Genomic DNA, 18,185 nt, shown 5'->3' with positions numbered 1-18,185 from the left:
TGCCGTTTTTGACGACGTGAGTTGACTGACAAACGGGGCAAGTTGGTTGGGAATCAGACATAGAGCTTCTGATGGAACTGTATTTCTCCTATCCTTACATCTTTAGGACTACCCAGATTTAGATGTCAAACAAGCAATTAATTAAGCCGACTGAAAGCGTAATGCAGCCAAAGCACTTTGGCGAGTTTGAGCTTTAGCATAATGATTTGATGAGGCAAAAAAACGGCTTAAATTGATGGCACAAGCCGTAGCAACATTGTGCAAATGGGTTTTCGCCAGTCCCAAATACCGAGTTCGTCGTAAATCAAATCTACGCACTGCCTGGGAAATAGTGCCCTCAATTCCCGCACGACAAGCGTAAGCTCGCTTAAATTCTATTGAAAGTTGTTCAATTCGACGTGCAGCAAGCGCCTCATATTCAGCCTGAGGTCTCAGCTTCAATTTTCTGGGTGCCCTAGAAGATGAAGTACAATTATGCCTAACATTACAAGCTCCACAAGTCTGGCGGTCAAACACAACCTCAACCAAGGGATTGCCATTGGTGTCATCAGAGGAGCGCCATAACCGACTCAAATGCCCTTGAGGACATTGAACAATTTGCTGCTCCCAATCAATGATAAAAGTAGAGACATCAAAACCCGTTTGGGACTTGGCTTGCCAACTGGTATCAACAGCCACTGGGCCAATCAGCGAAACTTGATAATCTTGATGACTTTCAACCAACTGATAGGCATCAACATAGGCGGCATCGGCAAAATGCTCATTTGGGAGCAGGTTTTTATCAGCTAGCTTTTGATGAACAGTTGATGTCACTTCCCCATCTGGAGTGGTTGCAGGTGTTGTTTCTACATTTGTAATTAAGTTAGGGCTTTTCTGATCGCAGGTTTCGGTGAAGTGGACTTTATATCCTGTCCAATTCATCCCCCTTTTGCTACTATTTCTAGCTTCAATATCATAGGGGGATTCAATACAAATTGAATTCGGTGGCAAGCCAGTAGAGTCAGGAGTTCGCCAAACCAATTGCTCATTGAGCAATGTATACTGTTGTATCCACACCCGCCTGAGGACTTCAACACTCCACAGATGTCGCACCCCTAATCCTTGATCATTTATCCGCCAAACCTGGTCTAATAAATAATGCCCATCTAACCCAATTTGCTGCGCCATTTCTTCCCGCTCGTTTTTCTTTTTTGGTAAGCGGTAATCATCAAAGCGCCAACTGTAACGCTCATACCAATCCTGACTAATGATTGTTTTTAACCATTCCGGGGTAACTGTGGCAATTTCGTTGAGGGCTGCTCTTAATGTTTCTCCTACCAGCTCTAAACGATTCACTTGACGGATTGCTGCTATTACTTGCGTCGAGTCGGTTCGCTGCTTGCCTCTTGATTTGATTAGATTTTTTTCTTGAAAGCGCAATACCATTAAATCTAACAGTTTGTTCGCTGATCCCTGCTCACATAATCGATTTCGGAACTCACTCAACACACTTGAGTCAAATCCTGAATCTGTTAAATCTAGGCCTAGTACGTATTTCCAATCAATTCGACTCCGGACTGCATCTGCCGCTTGGCTATCGCTTAGTCCCTCCCCAAATTGCATGAGTGTGATTAATGCTAGCTTCGCTGGCGATATTGCTGATTTTCCGCACCGCGCTGGGAATAACTCCAAAAAATCACTGTCAGAGTATATCGTTCCTAGTTCGTCGTACATTTTTATGTAAACGTTTCCCTTCGCAAACGAGGCCCGCGCTACTCGTGCTGTTTCTTTTGGGACTTCCCAATGATTTTTTGGATGCAGTGTCATATCCAGAGGATGTGGCTAACTCTACTGTTAGTATCTTCTTTCTTCTGGATTTCACCCCTGCTGAGGGGTGCTACCCCCTATTCGCCAGCGGTATCCTTTAAGAAGTCGGGTATCTCGCTTTTACGAATCATTTAAAACTGCCTTATTTTGTGCCAAATTAGTCCAGCGAGAATTAATCCTAGACCGATTTGCCAAATTTGCGGATCTACCCAAAAAGCGAGGAATAGACAAGATACTAAACCTAATATGGCTAACCATTTGGGATAGAGTCGCTGATTATTTGGCAGTTGCCATGCTGCCAAATTTGTAATTGCATAGTAAATCAAAACGTTAAAGGCGCTGAACGACCAGGTTGTTTTAACATTACCAACTAGCACCAAAAGCGCGATCGCAATTCCGACAACCAGCACTGCCAAATTCGGTGTCGTTCCTTGCGGGTTCAAACGCGCCAAAACTCTAGGTGCATCCCGCCGCCGTCCCATCGCCAGCAACACGCGAGATAAGCCTAAAATCAGGTTAAGTAACACGCCCAACATGGCAGTCATGGCACCGATACTTAAGATTGCAGCACCACCCGCACTCCCCACGTTGCGAATTGCTGCCTCAAGCGGTGCTGACTGGTTAGTAGTATTACCCAAAACATTAGACCCTACTGCGGCAATACCAACCGCCGCCACTGCTATATAAAGCAGCATTGTCAATACCAGGGTCACAATCATCGCCTTGGGAATCGTCTTTCTGGGTTCCCGCGCTTCCTCCCCCATTGTGGCAATGCGTCCATAACCTGTGTAGGCGACAAACATCAGCGCAGTCACTTCTAGTACCGTCGCTGGGGAACCGATGAAAAAGGGAGTGAGATTTTCTGCGCGGTTCGCGATCGCACTCGGCAGACAAGCAAAGATAAAGAAAGTTAAAGATAGTAGCGTTACCGATACTATTGCAATATTGGTGACATTAGAGCGACGGATGCCACCAAGAACAATTAAGGTAAAAATAACTACAGCCGCTAGAGCCGTGGGAATGAGAAATCCTCGCCCGTACAAACCAGTAGCATTCAACAAGTAACTGGCAAAACCCAAAGCAGCAGTAGCCGCCGAAGCAGTCTTTGCCAAGAGAAACATCCAACCTGCGGTGAACCCCAAACTCGGAGTTAGGTACTTGTAGCCATATTCGTAGGTTCCACCACTGACAGCATGATTTGCAGCTAGTTGAGCGCTGTTAAGACCGTTGCAGGTTGCTATAAGAGCAGCGATCGCCATTGCTAAAATTACCGCAGGGCCAGCGATTCCGGCTGCAATGCCGATACTGACAAATACCCCAGTACCGACAATCGAACCTAAGCCCATCATGGTTGCGCCTAAAACCCCTAACTCTCGTTGCAGCTGTGGGGGTGAGGTTCTAGCAGACACAAGCCATCTCCCAGGTAAAAACTACCGATATGTTACTACCCACAGGTTAAGGCTGGGTTGTCATAGCGATCGCTAATAATGATTAATTGAGTGTTGTTATGGGGAAGTTGTGATGTCTGTTGAGCTACTCCGGCGGAAATTTACAGTAGCACAATATCACCAGATGGCGGCATCGGGTATTCTCACAGAAGACGACCGAGTGGAACTAATCCGAGGAGAAATTGTAGAAATGTCGCCTATTGGCAGGTTTCATGCAGCTTGCGTGAGGAGATTGATCAGACTTTTTTCTCAACGCTTGGGCGATCGCGCTTTAGTCGATGCTCAAGATCCGGTGGAATTAGAAGACAATTCTGAACCTCAACCCGATTTGACATTGCTGCAACTGCGCGATGATTTTTATGCAGGGGGACATCCTCAATCAGAGGATATATTTTTGTTAGTTGAAGTTGCCGATACTACAGTTGAAACTGACCGTGAAGTGAAAATCCCCCTTTATGCTGAATACAACATTAGAGAAGTTTGGCTGGTAGATATCAAAAAGGAATGTTTGGAAGTATACCGACAGCCCTCACCCAATGGCTACCAAGAAATTCTGAAGTACCAACGAGGTCAAACCCTATCTGTGCAAGCTTTTCCTGACGTTATTTTTACTGTAGATGAAGTGCTGGGATAATTGCTGGAAACTGTCGTCACTTAACTAACTGGTTCGGAAAATGTAATGGCGTTGCCGTCCAAGTCGAGAATTGTGAACTCTTTCAATCCCCAAGATTGCGTTGCCAATGTTCCATGTGGGTGAATAACTTTAGCAAATTTATATTCTTCATATAACGTCTCAATTCCCTCAACATTGATACGGCAGGCAGTATTTTCTGCAATGTATTTGTCCTTACACTGCCAAAGATGTATTTCGACAGCGTCGCGTTTCAAGCCTGCATAATCGCCATAGTTAAAAAGCGTTGTAAACCCAAGCTGTTGCTCATAAAAATTGATAGCTTTTTCAATGTCAGTCGCCGCGAATTTGGGTATGGCAGTTTTCAGCATCTGGTTTATGATCCCGCAAGACCGAAGTTTCTAGCGCAGCCCGTAGCCGTGACGATACAGCAATTCTAGCTGACCTCCATACTGCTGAATAAAGGCAAGTTGTCGCTGATATAACCCGCGAAACGTATTGGCAAATAGCAGCGTAAAGATAGCCACTATCAGCCCAAATGCTGTGGAAATTAAAGCCTCGCTAATTCCGGCTGTGACATCTGCGGTTTGAGTACCTCCTACATCTCCCAATCTCAGAGAGGCAAAAGAGTTAATCAACCCTAAAACTGTCCCCAAAAGGCCTAACAACGGGGCAAGGCTGATAATCGTATCAAACACTGTATTAAAACGCTTCAGCAAGGGCAACTCTGCTTGAGCGGCACTTTCTAAAGCCAGTCGAAAGTCTTCTGGGGTAGGCTTTTCTAATTCCAAAGCTGCCAGAAATATCCGCGCCATCGGTAAATCTGCATTTTGCTGTAAAATTGCGATCGCTTGCGCCCTGACATCGGCAGGCTGCGGATTACTGCGGTACAGCGCCAAAACTTCGCGCACGAAACGATTTTGGCGGATGATAAGCTGCTGCCAAAAAAAAATCCTTTCTAAAATCAATGCCACTGCCAGGATAGAGAATCCCAGAAGCGGCAACATGACCACCCCACCAAGAAAAAATAGACGCAGGACTGACATAAAAATTAGCTAATGGCTGAGTGCTAATCGCTAATTGTTTAAGAGCCATTAGCCATTAGCTAAGATTAGGGATTATTTGGAACGCGCTCGATTTGGGCGTAACCGCTGAAAACTAGCGTTTCCCCTTGTGTTTCCAGGCGATTGATTCGCAGCGTTACACCATCGAGATTAAAGCGATCCAGATCGACCATGTTATCTAAAATCTCAGAGAATACCTTTGTCAAGGTATCAGAAATATCCCTTAACGATTCAGGCACCGCTTCAGATTGAAATTTTGCATCTTTAAAACGAACGCGCCGCCGCCTTTCCGCTGCTAGGGTTGCCGTCATGCTGACTGGCACCATTCCTTTTTCGCCTAAATCTGCTTGGGCAAAAATTTGCACTTGGTTATTGGGTAGCAGCTGTACGTTTACTTCGCTAAAGGATACAGGCTGGCCGCCAGATAATTCTGTCAATTCAGGTGTTTCAAGATTTTGTAGCCGCTTTTTTACCAGTTCCGCTTGGAAGGATTGGTTGATATCTGCTTCTGATAGCGTTACTTGGGCAACCGCTTGGGTGGGCTGCTTGAGCAGAATCTTACCGTTCATTAGACCGCTGAAGTCAATTGAGACGGCATCTGTCTCAAAAGAGACCTCCTGGGCGCGAAACTCGCGGCGAATTACCAGACCACTGCCATTCATCTTGAAACTGTCAATACTTCCTTGTAGAAGTTTGCTGGAGGGATAGCAGCGAACAGCAACTTCTACAGACTCACTCTGGGTAAACAAGTGGCGAATTGTCTTGCTGGCTACTGTATTGAGAAGGCGTTCTCCCCAATCCGTGCCTGTATTGTTGGTGAAACCAGTAAGGCCGCCTAACATAAAGTTTAACGTCCGCGAGAGTGCTTACTCTCTTGTTTGTAACAAAATATTAAGGAATGTGCAATCGAGAAAAAAGCGCTAAAGGGTGCTAAAGCGCTTATGTATCAAGGTTATCAGCCTTAAAATGTCAAAATATATATAATTTTCTGACTTCTGCGATTAGTTAAATCAATAAGGGCGGTATTTTCTCAATAAGGTAGCGATCGCTACGGGCAAACAATGGGAAACTATACCCATTTATATACTGAATTCCTCACTCATCACCACCTATAACCGCAAAATTTACCTTGGTGCAGTCTTTTCCGAAAAAGGTAGAGAGCAAAAGTTGAGAATCAGGGGCTTGTCGCTTGGCTGTCGCTAATAGCCTCTTTATCTGCGCCAAGTTTAGCAGGCGCAATAAATTATCTCACCTGCTGACATTACTGGCACGATTGTTAGTAATGATGATTTAAATTAATACCATACTTGCATCCATACGTCAAGCAAATAAGTTAATTGGCTTCACAGTTTCATCCACTTTTTTTCGTTCCCAGGCTAACCCTCGGAATGCTATAAATGAGGATCTGCCTTATCTATTCTTGTCTTGAGCTTTGTTACTAGAAGGGGAGGCATAGCCTCCTTAAATTTCGTTCCCATGCTGACCTGGGAACGAGAAACTTAACAATAAAAATATCAAATATATGACCAGAATAATTATTCGCTACTACGATCCCAGCTATCCCTATTTAGAGTCGGCTATAAGGTCGATAAAGGGAGATTTTGAAATCGTTGTATACGATGACGGTAGCCACGATTTTCCGGATTTGAAATCGGTTAAAAATCGATGCCAAATCAGACGTTTAGAGCATCGGGGGCCAACTTCTACTCTCATACAAGCTTTGATTGATGCCAAGAGAGAAAACGTACAGCAAGTATTTATTCTAGATGGCGATGATGAGGCGCAAGAGTGTCTGCCAGATTTTCTCAACTCATCATTGCAATTACCTTACACGGCTGTTATTGGGCAATTCCGAGATGAACCTTCCCCAATTTACAAAAGCCAGGGAACTGATTTATTTCAGGAAGCTGTTGCCAATCTAAAATTTTGCCCTCCTTGCTTTAGTTTAAAAGTGGGAGACTGGGTTGAAGAATTACCTAGGCTTCTCCAAATGGTGCAAACCGAATATCTAACAACCGGAACTTTATTTTTGGGTTTGTTTCTAACTCGTCAAACAGGTATTTCTGTCACCGATAAGGTAATTCATTGGAGACAGCACGAGGCGCAAACCTACAGACAACACCACCAGGAAAGACTTGTAGTTGGGCAGAAAATTTGGCAAATTTATAATCAAAGAATTTTGGAGAATTGTAGTCAAATGTTGCGGCTTCATCCTGATGATGCTGTTGCTTATTACAATCGAGGTAATGTCCGATCTAGATTGGGCGATCGCCAAGGAGCAATTGAGGATTACACTCAGGCGTTACAGTTTAATTCTAACTTTACTGAAGCTTACAGCAACCGAGGTGTGACACGCTTTGATCTCGGAGATTACCCAGGCGCGATCGCAGACTATTCTCAAGCATTGCTACGAACCCCTAACTTTGCCCAAGCTTACAATAATCGAGGTAATGCCCGTTTGAGGATGGGCGAACATCTAGCCGCAATTGAGGATTTACACAAAGCGGCTAATTTGTTTCTTGTGCAAGGGGATGTGGAGAATTACAAGCGATCGCATAATCTCCTCGCAGAAGCACATTTTAACCTGGGAATCACTTTCTCTAGGCAAGGTAAGCTTAATGAAGCTTTAACTTGTTACCAAAAGTCGCTGGAAATTAACCCCGAATTTGCTCCCGCACGCTATCAACTTCATACTATATCGAAAGGTTACGAATTTACTACCGATTGGTTCTCCATAAATCTTGATATTTGGCAAAAATATTTAATACATCTTTCTCAGCTTTCTGGATTAAATATCTTAGAAATCGGAAGTTGGGAAGGAAGGTCTACTTGTTGGTTTGTAGACAATCTCTTAATTCAAGATTATAGTAAGATTACTTGTATAGATACCTTCGAGGGAAGTTTAGAACAGAGTCGGTACGAACCAAGTTATTTAAGATCCATCGAAAGCAAATTTAACTATAACATCAGTCGAACAGACTATCCGGAAAAAGTATGCAAAATAGTAGGTAAGTCTCAGGAAATACTGCGCTCGTTATCGCTAGAACCCTATGATGTTGTTTACATTGACGGTTCACATATAGCCAGCGATGTCCTTGAAGATGCCGTTTTAAGTTGGAGACTGGTCAAGGTTGGCGGTATTATCATTTTTGATGATTATGATTTTGTATTTCCCGAAAGTAACGTGCAAAATCCAAAAGTTGCTATAGACGCTTTTATTTCAGTTTTTTCTAGCAAAGTTAAAGTTCTTCATCAATGTCACCAAGTTTTACTACAGAAAATATGTCATTAGATGAGCATTAAAGTATTTCACACGATAGATAATCCTATAAAAATAACAATATTAAATAACCAGAATAAATAAAAATCATTCTGTATTTAGTAGCCGTGAAAGTGAGAGCAACATGAAACTGGTAGCAAAAAGAATAAAATGGTTGCTGGTAATATTGCCTTTTGTGGGAGTTATAAGAATAAAACAAGCGATCGCGCAACCCATTGTCCCAGCTGCTGATGGCACTGGAACCATTGTCAACGTAGCAGGCGAGCGCTTAGACATCAGCGGCGGTAAACTCTCAGGACAAGGAGATAATCTCTTTCACAGCTTTAACCAATTTGACCTAAATTCCGCTCAAACCGCCAACTTTCTCACCAACCAAAACATTCAGAATATTTTAGGGCGGGTTGTGGGAGGAGATGCCTCTAGAATTAATGGTTTAATTCAAGTCATTGGCGGCAATTCCAACCTTTATCTGATGAATCCCGCAGGCATTATATTTGGCAACAACGCCAGATTAAACGTGCCTGCTTCTTTCACCGCCACGACCGCCACTAGCATCGGCTTTGGTAACAACAATTGGTTTAATGCTATTGGTAACAATAATTATGCAGATTTATCGGGAACTCCCAGCCTTTTTAATCTGAGTGCTACTCAAGCGAGTGCAATAGTCAATGGTGGCGACTTGGCGGTAGGAAAAAATCAAAACCTCACCTTACTTAGTGGTGTGGTAGTTAATACCGGGCGACTCGCAGCACCAGGGGGAAATATCACCGTAGCAGCGGTTCCCGGTGGATTAGTGCGGATTGCTCAACCAGGAAATTTACTAAGTATAGAGGTTCCAGCGACGCAAAAGGCGGCAGATTCATCCTTAGCTCAGATGCTGACGGGTGGAGATATTAGTAACGCCACAGGCGTAAAAGTCAACAGCAACGGTCAGGTGGTACTCGCAGGATCTGGCATTGGGATACCGACAGATCCAGGTACAGCGATTGTATCTGGCAGCGCAGACGTGCAAGGCGACACTGGCGGCAAAGTGCAGGTTTTGGGCGACAAAGTGGGGTTAGTTGGTGCCAATATCAACGCTTCCGGGAACTCCGGCGGGGGAACGGTGCTAATAGGCGGCGACTATCAAGGTAAAGGGACGGTGCCGAATGCCTCTAGAACTTATGTCAGTAAAGACTCGGCAATTAATGCCGATAGCAAAATCAATGGCAATGGGGGGCGCGTCATCGTTTGGGCAGACGATGCAACAGAATTTCATGGCAACATCAGCGCCCGTGGCGGCAGCAATTCCGGCGACGGCGGGTTTGTGGAAGTGTCGGGTAAGCAGGGTTTAAGTTTTACAGGGAAGGTGGATACGAGTGCTGATAAAGGCAGTGCAGGCACCTTGCTACTCGATCCAGTGAATATCAGGGTTACGGATCAAAGTGCGGGGCCGGGAGCGCAAGATGCTCAATTAGCAGATGGTCAAATTCTTTTTAATGATACCCCTCCGGCTGATTTCATTATCTCGGAAACTGCACTGGAGCAAGCAGTTAACTTTGGCGATGTGATTTTGCAAGCGACTAACAATATCACAATTGATAATCTTACGACTGACGGCACTCTGAACTTTGACTTTGGGCAGGCTACATCAATTACTTTTCTTGCTGATGCCGATCTAGATGGTGTGGGTTCGTTTGTAATGAATCCAGCAAACGCCATCAATAGTAATGAGGCAAATTTATTAATTACCGGAGCAAGTCTGACTTTAGGAAATATCCAAACAGGTGCGGGGGATCTTCAACTCACCAGTCGCAACGGCGCGATCGCTACTGGCACTATCAACACCGCTCCTTTCTACGGTGGTTTTGGTGGTAGTCTTCTCATTAATGCCACCAACGGCAACATTCTTATAGATGATGTCATCACACGAGGTGGGCCAATTTCAATCACCAACAACAACGGCGGGATCGAGACTGGCATATTAGATTCCACTACTGGCTTTGAGGACGCTCCTATTACCATTACTGCTACCAACGGCGACATTACTACAGATGACATCCAAGGTGGGCCAATTTCAATCATCAACAACAGCGGCGCGATCGCCACAGGCACTCTCGACACTTCTGGTTTTTATGGTAATCCTGGCAATGTTCTCCTCAATGCCACCAGCGGCAACATTACTACAGATGACATTATTACTTCTGGTAGTCCTGGCAATGGTGGAGATGTAACTATTAATGCCACCAACAGCAACATTCTTACAGGCAACATTACTGCTTTTGGTGAAAATGGTGATGGTGGAAACGTAAATATTGATGCCACCAACGGCAACATTTTTACAGGCAATATTACTACTTCTGGCGATAGGGATACCAGTGGTGCAGTGAGCTTAACGGCTACAGGCAATACTGCTACAGGCAATATAGAAACTGGGGCTATTGATACCTCAATTACAGGGTTTGATATTACAGGTGGCGCTGTAACTTTAGATGCGGGAAACAATGTTAGGTTTACAACCATAAACACCCAAGCTACAGATGTAGATGGTGGAGATACTATAGGTGGAGATGTAATTATCACGGCTTCCGGAGTTGTTCAAGGAACCGGGCTACTCGACAGTGGTGCTACCATTCAGACTCAGGCATTTAGCCAATTTGCTCCGGGATCAGCTCAAGGCGGATCTGTGGCAATTCAACACAATGGAGGGCGAGATAATTTTAGATTTATCGTCGGTGATGCGACGAATAACGGTACAGCAGGCTCTATTGATACGGGTGGAAGTAGTGGGAACGGTCAGATAATTTCGCCTACACAAACCATTCCGAATGTCAATACTTTGATTCCCAATGACAACACCTTTGATGTCGGCGATCCCACCGTCAATGGTATCAGAATCACCTTCATCAACCAAGCACCGACAATAACAGCAAATTCCCTGCTACCAGAAGTGCAACAAAATCAGTCAATTACCTTCACATTGGCAGATTTAAGTACAGGAGTGAACGATACAAATAATGACTTTACCTCAGTACGTCTGGATGCAATTAATGGGGGAACGCTAACAAGACAAGATGGCACGCCAATTGTCCCTGGTACGGTTTTGTCTGTTAACGACGTTTTAGTTTACACGCCGCCAGTAGGGGTTATTGGTCAGATTAATGCTTTGACGATTAGCGCCAGCGATCGCGTTTCCTTCTCCGCACCACTACAGCTTTCCATCAATGTTTCTCAGCTACCCCCGCCGCCGCCGCCACCAACACCTGTACCGCCACCACCGCCGCCGCCGCCACCAACACCTGTACCGCCACCACCACCACCACCACCAACACCTGTACCAACACCATTACCAACACCAAGGCGACTGTCTAGAGATTTATCACCACCCCAGGAACAACCCCTTACCCAACTACAACCGATTATTCAACTTGCGTCTGTTGAAATTGACCCGTTTTTTGCACAAATTGACCAAGGTTTCACGCTGCAATTTCAACAATATTTGGGAGCAATTGCCGATACTCGACTTGCCAGCTTAGACGAGGCGCGGGAAATTACTGCCGAAATTGAGGAAGCCACAGGCATTAAACCTGCCCTAGTATATGTAACTTTTGTACCCCAGGCAGTTGCAACAACGGGCGCAGAAAATACCCTGTCACAGGATAGCGACCAACTGGAAATCTTGATTGTGACAGCCAAGAAACCACCAATTCGCCGGAGAATAGCAGGAGCAACGCGAGGTAAAGTTCTCAAATTCGCCCAAGAATTTCGTGGCGAACTGACCAAACCTCTGAGAACGCGCAGCTACCTGAAATCTTCCCAGCAACTCTATCAGTGGCTGATCGCACCTTTGGAAGGAGATTTAGGCGATCGCAAAATAAATAATCTAGTATTTCTCATGGATGCCGGGTTGCGAAGTCTACCCGTCGCCGCCCTCCACGATGGTAAAGGATTTCTGATAGAAAAATACAGCGTCGGCTTGATGCCGAGTCTCAGTCTCACCGATACTCGTTACCGCGACATCAAAAATTCCCAAGTTTTGGCAATGGGTGCTGCCAAATTTACCACGCAAAACCCCTTACCAGCAGTTCCAGCAGAATTATCCATCGTCGCTGATACTCTGTGGCCAGGCAAATTTTTCCTGAACGAAGCCTTCACCCTAAATAATCTCAAGACACAGCGCCAAAAACAACCCTTCGGAATTGTACACTTAGGCACTCACGCAGAATTTAAACCAGGCGCTCCCAGCAACTCCTACATCCAGCTTTGGGACACTCAGCTGCGATTAGACCAGATGCGGCAACTCGGCTGGAACGATCCCCCAGTAGAATTATTAGTGCTAAGCGCCTGTCGTACAGCTTTGGGAGATGAACAAGCAGAGTTAGGCTTTGCGGGATTAGCAGTGCAAGCTGGAGTGAAATCAGCGCTAGCTTCTTTATGGTACGTGTCAGATGAAGGTACTTTGGGGCTGATGAGTAACTTTTACGAGGAATTGAAAAAAGCCCCGATTAAAGCAGAAGCGCTACGTAGGACTCAGCTGGCAATGCTCAAAGGGCAAGTACGCCTTGAGGGTGGTCAAATTCGCACTTCTAATGGCAACTTCCCTTTGCCAACGTCTCTTGTTTCTGGGGGAGACGAAAACTTTGAGCATCCCTACTACTGGGCAGCTTTTACAATGATTGGGAACCCTTGGTAGGGGCGGAATTTTGTAAATACCGGGCGCTACTCGCGCGATCGCTATTTCCCCTGGAGAAAGCGATCGCGGTTGGCTAGAATTCTAGCCAGTCGAATCTCCGAATTATTTGTCTTGAGTGCTGGCGACACTCGGCGTGGTTGAATCACAGAAGTCCCCAATCCCCAGTCAACATCAAATTTAGGCTCAGGCGCTGATAGTTCTACCAAAGGATAGTTGCGCCGACAATAAATAGTCAGTATAATTACCGTTGGTACGGACAACCAAGCAGCCTAAACTAAGCAAGGTGGGAAGTATAATTTTTCCCTATCCCTGGTGACAGCGACCTTGAGGAAGTTTGGCAACCCCCAGATACAGGTCTGGAAGGGGACATCTCTAAAGCAACTTAATTTTAGTAAATACATATTTTAAAGTTATATCCACTTACTTTAGGAAATCTATATCTTCCTAAGTGTATATACCTAAATAAGTAAAACTATAGTAACACATCTTATTAAGATTAATATGTTAAAAATATGGTTAGGATGCTTTCGCACGATAGTCTGGAAAACAAGAGAGATAGTATCATCTCTCTGGCAGCTAATTAAAAGTTTACCAGCCATCTACTACCTAATAGTGCCAGAAAGACTCGGTGCAATCTTACCAAATTTCTGGTTTCCTGCTACCCGCAAGCCGTTGGGGTAACAGTTCCAGATTCTGAAACGAGTCGGGTGTTTCTTTGCAGGAATTAGTAAGATGAAAGTCGGTGTTTGCTCAATCAGCTTGTTGCTGAAAGCCAAAAATCAAGTAGGGAAGGAAACAGGAAAAGGGCTAAGATACCTAATTTTGCCTTTAGCGTTGAGCTTTGTGCCTGTAAACAGCCCTATGGGGACAAATTTGGCGATCGCACAGCCACCACCGATAGTACCGGATGCGGACACTGGCACCCAAGTCAATACCAATGGCGATCGCTTTGATATCACAGGCGGTAAACTTTCCAACGATCAAACGAACCTTTTCCACAGCTTTACGCAGTTTGGTCTGGATGCGAACCAAATTGCCAATTTTATATCGCTACCAGGAATTCAAAATATACTAGGTCGCGTCACAGGTGGCAACGCTTCCGTAATTAACGGGGTTATACAGGTAACAAATGGCAACGCCAACCTCTTCCTGATGAACCCAGCAGGAATTGTATTTGGCTCAGGAGCAAGCCTGAATGTCCCAGCCAGCTTTACCGCTACCACTGCCACAGGAATAGGCTTTGGCAACAGCTGGTTAAGTGCATATGGTAATAATAACTACGCAGCCCTGAATGGGAATCCCAACGCCTTTGCCTTCACCAACTCTCAACCCGGTGCGATTGTCAACGCAGGGCAGTTGAGCGTACCACTAGGAAAAGATATAGCATTACTGGGCGGCACTGTAGTAAACACAGGAACCCTGACAGCCCCAGAGGGTAATATCACCGTGACAGCCGTACCAGGTGAAAACATGGTACGTCTGAGCAAACCAGGGAATGTACTGAGTTTAGAAGTTCAACCGCTTCCCCCGTCTGTTCCCATCGCCCCATCTCCCTCGGTAGCCCCCTCGCTTCCCCAGTTGTTAACTGGAGGCGGTGGGGTTAATGCCACAGGGCTAAAAGTCAATAGCAGCGGTCAAGTGGTGCTAACAGGTTCTAACATTAGCATTCCCGCAGAACCAGGAGTAGCGATCGCCTCCGGCAATCTCAATGTTTCCGGACAAACTGGCGGCAAAGTGCAAGTTCTAGGCAACCAAGTTGGGCTGGTAGGTGCAAATATAAACGCCTCTGGCACAAATGGCGGTGGAAGCGTGTTAATCGGCGGCGACTATCAAGGTAAAGGTACAGCACCAAACGCCGAACGCACCTACATTGATAGCACCTCTACAATTAATGCCAACACTCTTCTTAACGGAGACGGTGGGCGTGTCATCGTCTGGGCAGATCAAGCTACAGAGTTTTTTGGCAACATCAGCGCCCGTGGTGGCGATAACTCAGGTAATGGTGGCTTTGTCGAAGTATCAGGCAAGGTAAACCTGAATTTCAAAGGCGCAGTTGATACCCAAGCACCGAAAGGTACTATGGGAACCTTGCTACTAGATCCAGTAGACATCACAATCAAGAGCGGCAGCGAGGACGGTGCGGCGGACGGAACGAACACATTTGCAGGCGATCCTTCCGGCACTACTGCTCGCATACTCTCTGGCGACCCCGGGCCTACAATCATCTACGAGTCAGAACTAGAGGGTATTTCTGGCAGTACCAACATAAGTCTACAAGCTAGTAACAATATTACAATCGAGAAATTAACAGACAACGCTTTGACCTTTGACCCTGGCACAGGAAGGATCGTCTTTACTGCGGGTGGAGCGTTTTCTATGGATCGAGGAGACACCATTGTTGCCGAGGGTAGAACTGTATCAATTTCAGGAGCAACAGGTGTAACTGTTGGAAATATAGATACTTCAGCTAAGAGCCAAGGCAATGCTGGAGGTGTATCTTTGACATCCAGCTCAGGCAACATCATCGCCGGGAATATAATCACAAGCGATCAAGGCCCCGGTAATGCAGGTTCTGTAAATTTAACTGCCAGAAGCAACATTACCGCAGGCGATATAACGACAGCAGATAAAGCCGACGGCAATGCTGGTTCAATAACGGTTTTGTCAACTGGCGGCAACATTAACGTCGGCAACTTAGATGCAAGCGAGCAGGGACCGGGTGATTCGGGTGCTGTGAATCTCACCGCCTCTGGAAACATTACACATAAAACTATAGATCAGTCTGAGCAGGGGCCGGGTGATGCGGCAGCTTCGGCTAACGTAAGACCAACAACAGGTACTAATACCAATACAGGTAACACAGGCAACACAGGGAACACAGGCGGCAACCAAAACCCACCGCCTGGTGGGAATACGGGCGGTAGCACAGGCAACACGGGCGGTAGCACAGGGAACACAGGCGGCAACCAAAACCCACCGCCTGGTGGGGATACAGGCAACACGGGCGGTAGCACAGGGAACACAGGCGGCAACCAAAACCCACCGCCTGGTGGGGATACAGGCGGCAATACAGGGAACACGGGCGGCAACACGGGCGGTAGCACAGGGAACACAGGCGGCAACCAAAACCCACCGCCTGGTGGGGATACAGGCGGCAATACAGGCAACACAGGTGGCAGCACAGGGAACACAGGTGGAAACCAAAACCCACCGCCTAGTGGGGATACAGGCGGCAATACAGGGAACACGGGCGGCAACACGGGCGGCAACCAAAACCCACCGCCTGGTGGGGATACAGGCGGCAATACAGGGAACACGGGCGGCAACACGGGCGGTAGCACAGGGAACACGGGCGGCAACCAAAACCCACCGCCTGGTGGGGATACAGGCGGCAATACAGGGAACACAGGTGGCAGCACGGGCGGAAACCAAAACCCACCGGGGGGCAACCAAAACCCGTCGGGCGGAGGCAGCACAGGTGGTGACACAGGTGGTGACACAGGTGGCACGGGCAACACAGGTGGCAACCAAGGTAGTGGCAGCACGGGCGGCAACCAAGGTAGTGGCAGCAGTACAGACAGCTCTAATGGTGGCACGGGAAGCACTGGCGGCACGGGTAGTAACAGTGGTAGCGGTACTGGTGGCACGACTACCAACAAACCAAGCTCCGGAGGTAGCAAAACTGACGCTGGCAGCGATCGCGCCAGCTCCGGAGATGGTCAAGCAAGCTCCGGAGATGGTCAAGCAAGCTCCGGAGATGGTCAAGCAAGCTCCGGAGATGGTCAAGCAAGCTCCGGCGATGGTCAAGCAAGCTCCGGCGATGGTAAAACAGATCAGGCAAACCGCCCTCTCAACTCTTCCCAAGAGGCTAATTCATCACCGAAACAATCGGTACAGGCAAACGCGCCATCAGTTTCAGATAGAAGTGGAGACTCAATTTCTGCGCTTGATGAATCCTATACGCGGCAATTTGAGCAATATTTAGGGCTGGACGCTCAACCTCGAATTACAACACTGGCAGATGCCCAGGCAAATCTACAAAAAATTCAGCAAGCAACTGGGGTTAAGCCTGCACTCATATATATAGCTTTTGTCCCTCAGACGGCTGCACCCAATGGGACAAACACGGTACAGGAGCAACAGTCAAAGAAACCAGAAACCCAGCAACACTCTGGTTCCCCTAGCACAGAAACTCAAATTCGGACTGTGCATGATAATGACCAGCTGGAATTAATGGTGGTGACATCAGATGGTGTACCAATTCGCAAGCGGGTTGATGGGACAATGCGATCTCAAGTTCTCAACATTGCCAATAAATTCCGCTCCCAAGTCATTAACCCCCGAAAACAGAACGGCTACCTAGCTCCAGCCCAACAACTCTATAAGTGGCTGATAGCACCCATCGCCGCCGATTTACAACAGCAAGGTATCCAGAATCTGGTCTTTATCCCAGATACAGGCTTACGCTCTATCCCTATGGCTGCTCTCCACGATGGTCAAAAGTTTCTCGTGCAGAACTACAGCGTCGGGATGATGCCCAGTCTCAGCCTCACCGATACCACACACAAAGACATCAGAAACGCTCAAGTCCTGGCAATGGGAATGGCGAAATTCCCCAACAACAGCCCCTTACCAGCAGTACCTCTGGAGTTGGCTACCATTACACCAAATCTTTGGGAGGGCAAGTCCTTCCTAAACGATACCTTCACCCTAAACAATCTCAAGTCGCAGCGCAGCAGTTCGCAGCCCTTTGCCATCGTCCACTTGGCAACCCATGCCGAATTTGAGTTTGGCCCCCCCAGCAAATCTTACATTCAGCTGTGGGACACAAAACTTCGATTAGACCAACTGCGACAAATGGGCTGGAACGATCCGCCGGTGGAGTTATTAGTGCTGAGTGCCTGTCGGACAGCACTAGGCAGCGAAGAAGCAGAGATGGGCTTTGCTGGCTTAGCTATTCAGGCAGGCGTAAAGTCGGCACTGGGCAGTCTATGGTACGTCAACGATGCCGGAACACTGGGACTGATGAGCAACTTCTACGAACAATTGAAAAAAACCCCCACCAAAGCCCAGGCATTACGAGAGGCGCAGATAGCGATGCTCAATGGGAAAATACGCATTGAGGGCAATCAAATGGTTACTCTCAAGGGAAATATGGTGCTACCTCCAGAACTGTCAAGACCAGGAAGTAAAAGTCTCGCGCATCCCTATTACTGGGCAGCTTTCACCATAATTGGGAATCCCTGGTAATAGAGTTTTGAGTTTTGAGTTTTCAATTAAGAAA

10 protein-coding genes are annotated in these 18,185 nt (G+C 46.7%); 4 read left to right on the top strand and 6 right to left on the bottom strand.

The window, feature by feature from the left end; translation table 11 throughout:
• Window positions 1-141 precede the first annotated feature (141 nt).
• Together H6F74_RS22295 and H6F74_RS22290 are read right to left on the bottom strand one after the other, a co-directional pair.
• A complete protein-coding gene (locus H6F74_RS22295; protein ID WP_190444337.1) occupies window positions 142-1,806 on the bottom strand; it encodes an IS1182 family transposase in 1,665 nt (554 codons plus the stop codon).
• A gap of 131 nt (window positions 1,807-1,937) precedes the next feature.
• The gene (locus H6F74_RS22290) at window positions 1,938-3,215 is read right to left on the bottom strand and encodes an amino acid permease (RefSeq protein ID WP_190444336.1); all 1,278 of its coding nucleotides are present in this window, start codon (window positions 3,213-3,215) and stop codon (window positions 1,938-1,940) included.
• A 112-nt stretch (window positions 3,216-3,327) separates the two neighbouring features.
• Between H6F74_RS22290 and H6F74_RS22285 the strand changes: the two genes are divergently transcribed.
• Entirely contained in the window at window positions 3,328-3,888 is a 561-nt protein-coding gene (locus tag H6F74_RS22285) for a Uma2 family endonuclease (RefSeq protein ID WP_190444335.1), read from the top strand.
• Window positions 3,889-3,908: 20 nt separating this feature from the next.
• On the opposite strand, the gene H6F74_RS22280 is transcribed toward H6F74_RS22285, so the two are convergent.
• From H6F74_RS22280 to H6F74_RS22270, 3 genes are all read right to left on the bottom strand, one after another.
• Window positions 3,909-4,256 carry a VOC family protein gene (locus tag H6F74_RS22280; protein ID WP_190444334.1) on the bottom strand — a complete coding sequence of 116 codons (348 nt, stop codon included), beginning with the start codon at window positions 4,254-4,256 and terminating at the stop codon, window positions 3,909-3,911.
• A 30-nt stretch (window positions 4,257-4,286) separates the two neighbouring features.
• Window positions 4,287-4,931: a MotA/TolQ/ExbB proton channel family protein gene (locus tag H6F74_RS22275; RefSeq protein WP_190444333.1), complete on the bottom strand. Its 645-nt coding sequence runs from the start codon at window positions 4,929-4,931 to the stop codon at window positions 4,287-4,289.
• A gap of 65 nt (window positions 4,932-4,996) precedes the next feature.
• The gene (locus H6F74_RS22270) at window positions 4,997-5,791 is read right to left on the bottom strand and encodes a DUF2993 domain-containing protein (RefSeq protein ID WP_190444332.1); all 795 of its coding nucleotides are present in this window, start codon (window positions 5,789-5,791) and stop codon (window positions 4,997-4,999) included.
• 680 nt (window positions 5,792-6,471) lie between these two features.
• Between H6F74_RS22270 and H6F74_RS22265 the strand changes: the two genes are divergently transcribed.
• On the top strand, window positions 6,472-8,241 hold the full coding sequence (locus tag H6F74_RS22265) for a tetratricopeptide repeat protein (RefSeq protein WP_190444331.1): 1,770 nt from the start codon (window positions 6,472-6,474) through the stop codon (window positions 8,239-8,241).
• Window positions 8,242-8,353: 112 nt separating this feature from the next.
• Entirely contained in the window at window positions 8,354-12,901 is a 4,548-nt protein-coding gene (locus tag H6F74_RS22260) for a CHAT domain-containing protein (RefSeq protein ID WP_190444330.1), read from the top strand.
• Window positions 12,902-12,942: 41 nt separating this feature from the next.
• On the opposite strand, the gene H6F74_RS22255 is transcribed toward H6F74_RS22260, so the two are convergent.
• Entirely contained in the window at window positions 12,943-13,107 is a 165-nt protein-coding gene (locus H6F74_RS22255) for a hypothetical protein (protein WP_190444329.1), read from the bottom strand.
• A gap of 526 nt (window positions 13,108-13,633) precedes the next feature.
• Here H6F74_RS22255 and H6F74_RS22250 point away from each other — a divergent pair.
• Window positions 13,634-18,151 (top strand): CHAT domain-containing protein, encoded by a 4,518-nt coding sequence (locus H6F74_RS22250; RefSeq protein WP_190444328.1) that lies wholly within the window; start codon window positions 13,634-13,636, stop codon window positions 18,149-18,151.
• Window positions 18,152-18,185 lie beyond the last annotated feature (34 nt).

This window comes from Trichocoleus sp. FACHB-90 (genome assembly GCF_014695505.1).
Lineage (GTDB): Bacteria > Cyanobacteriota > Cyanobacteriia > Cyanobacteriales > FACHB-T130 > Funiculus > Funiculus sociatus.
Note: the sequence above shows the minus strand (reverse complement) of the source record. Positions and strands in the feature narration are given on the sequence as shown.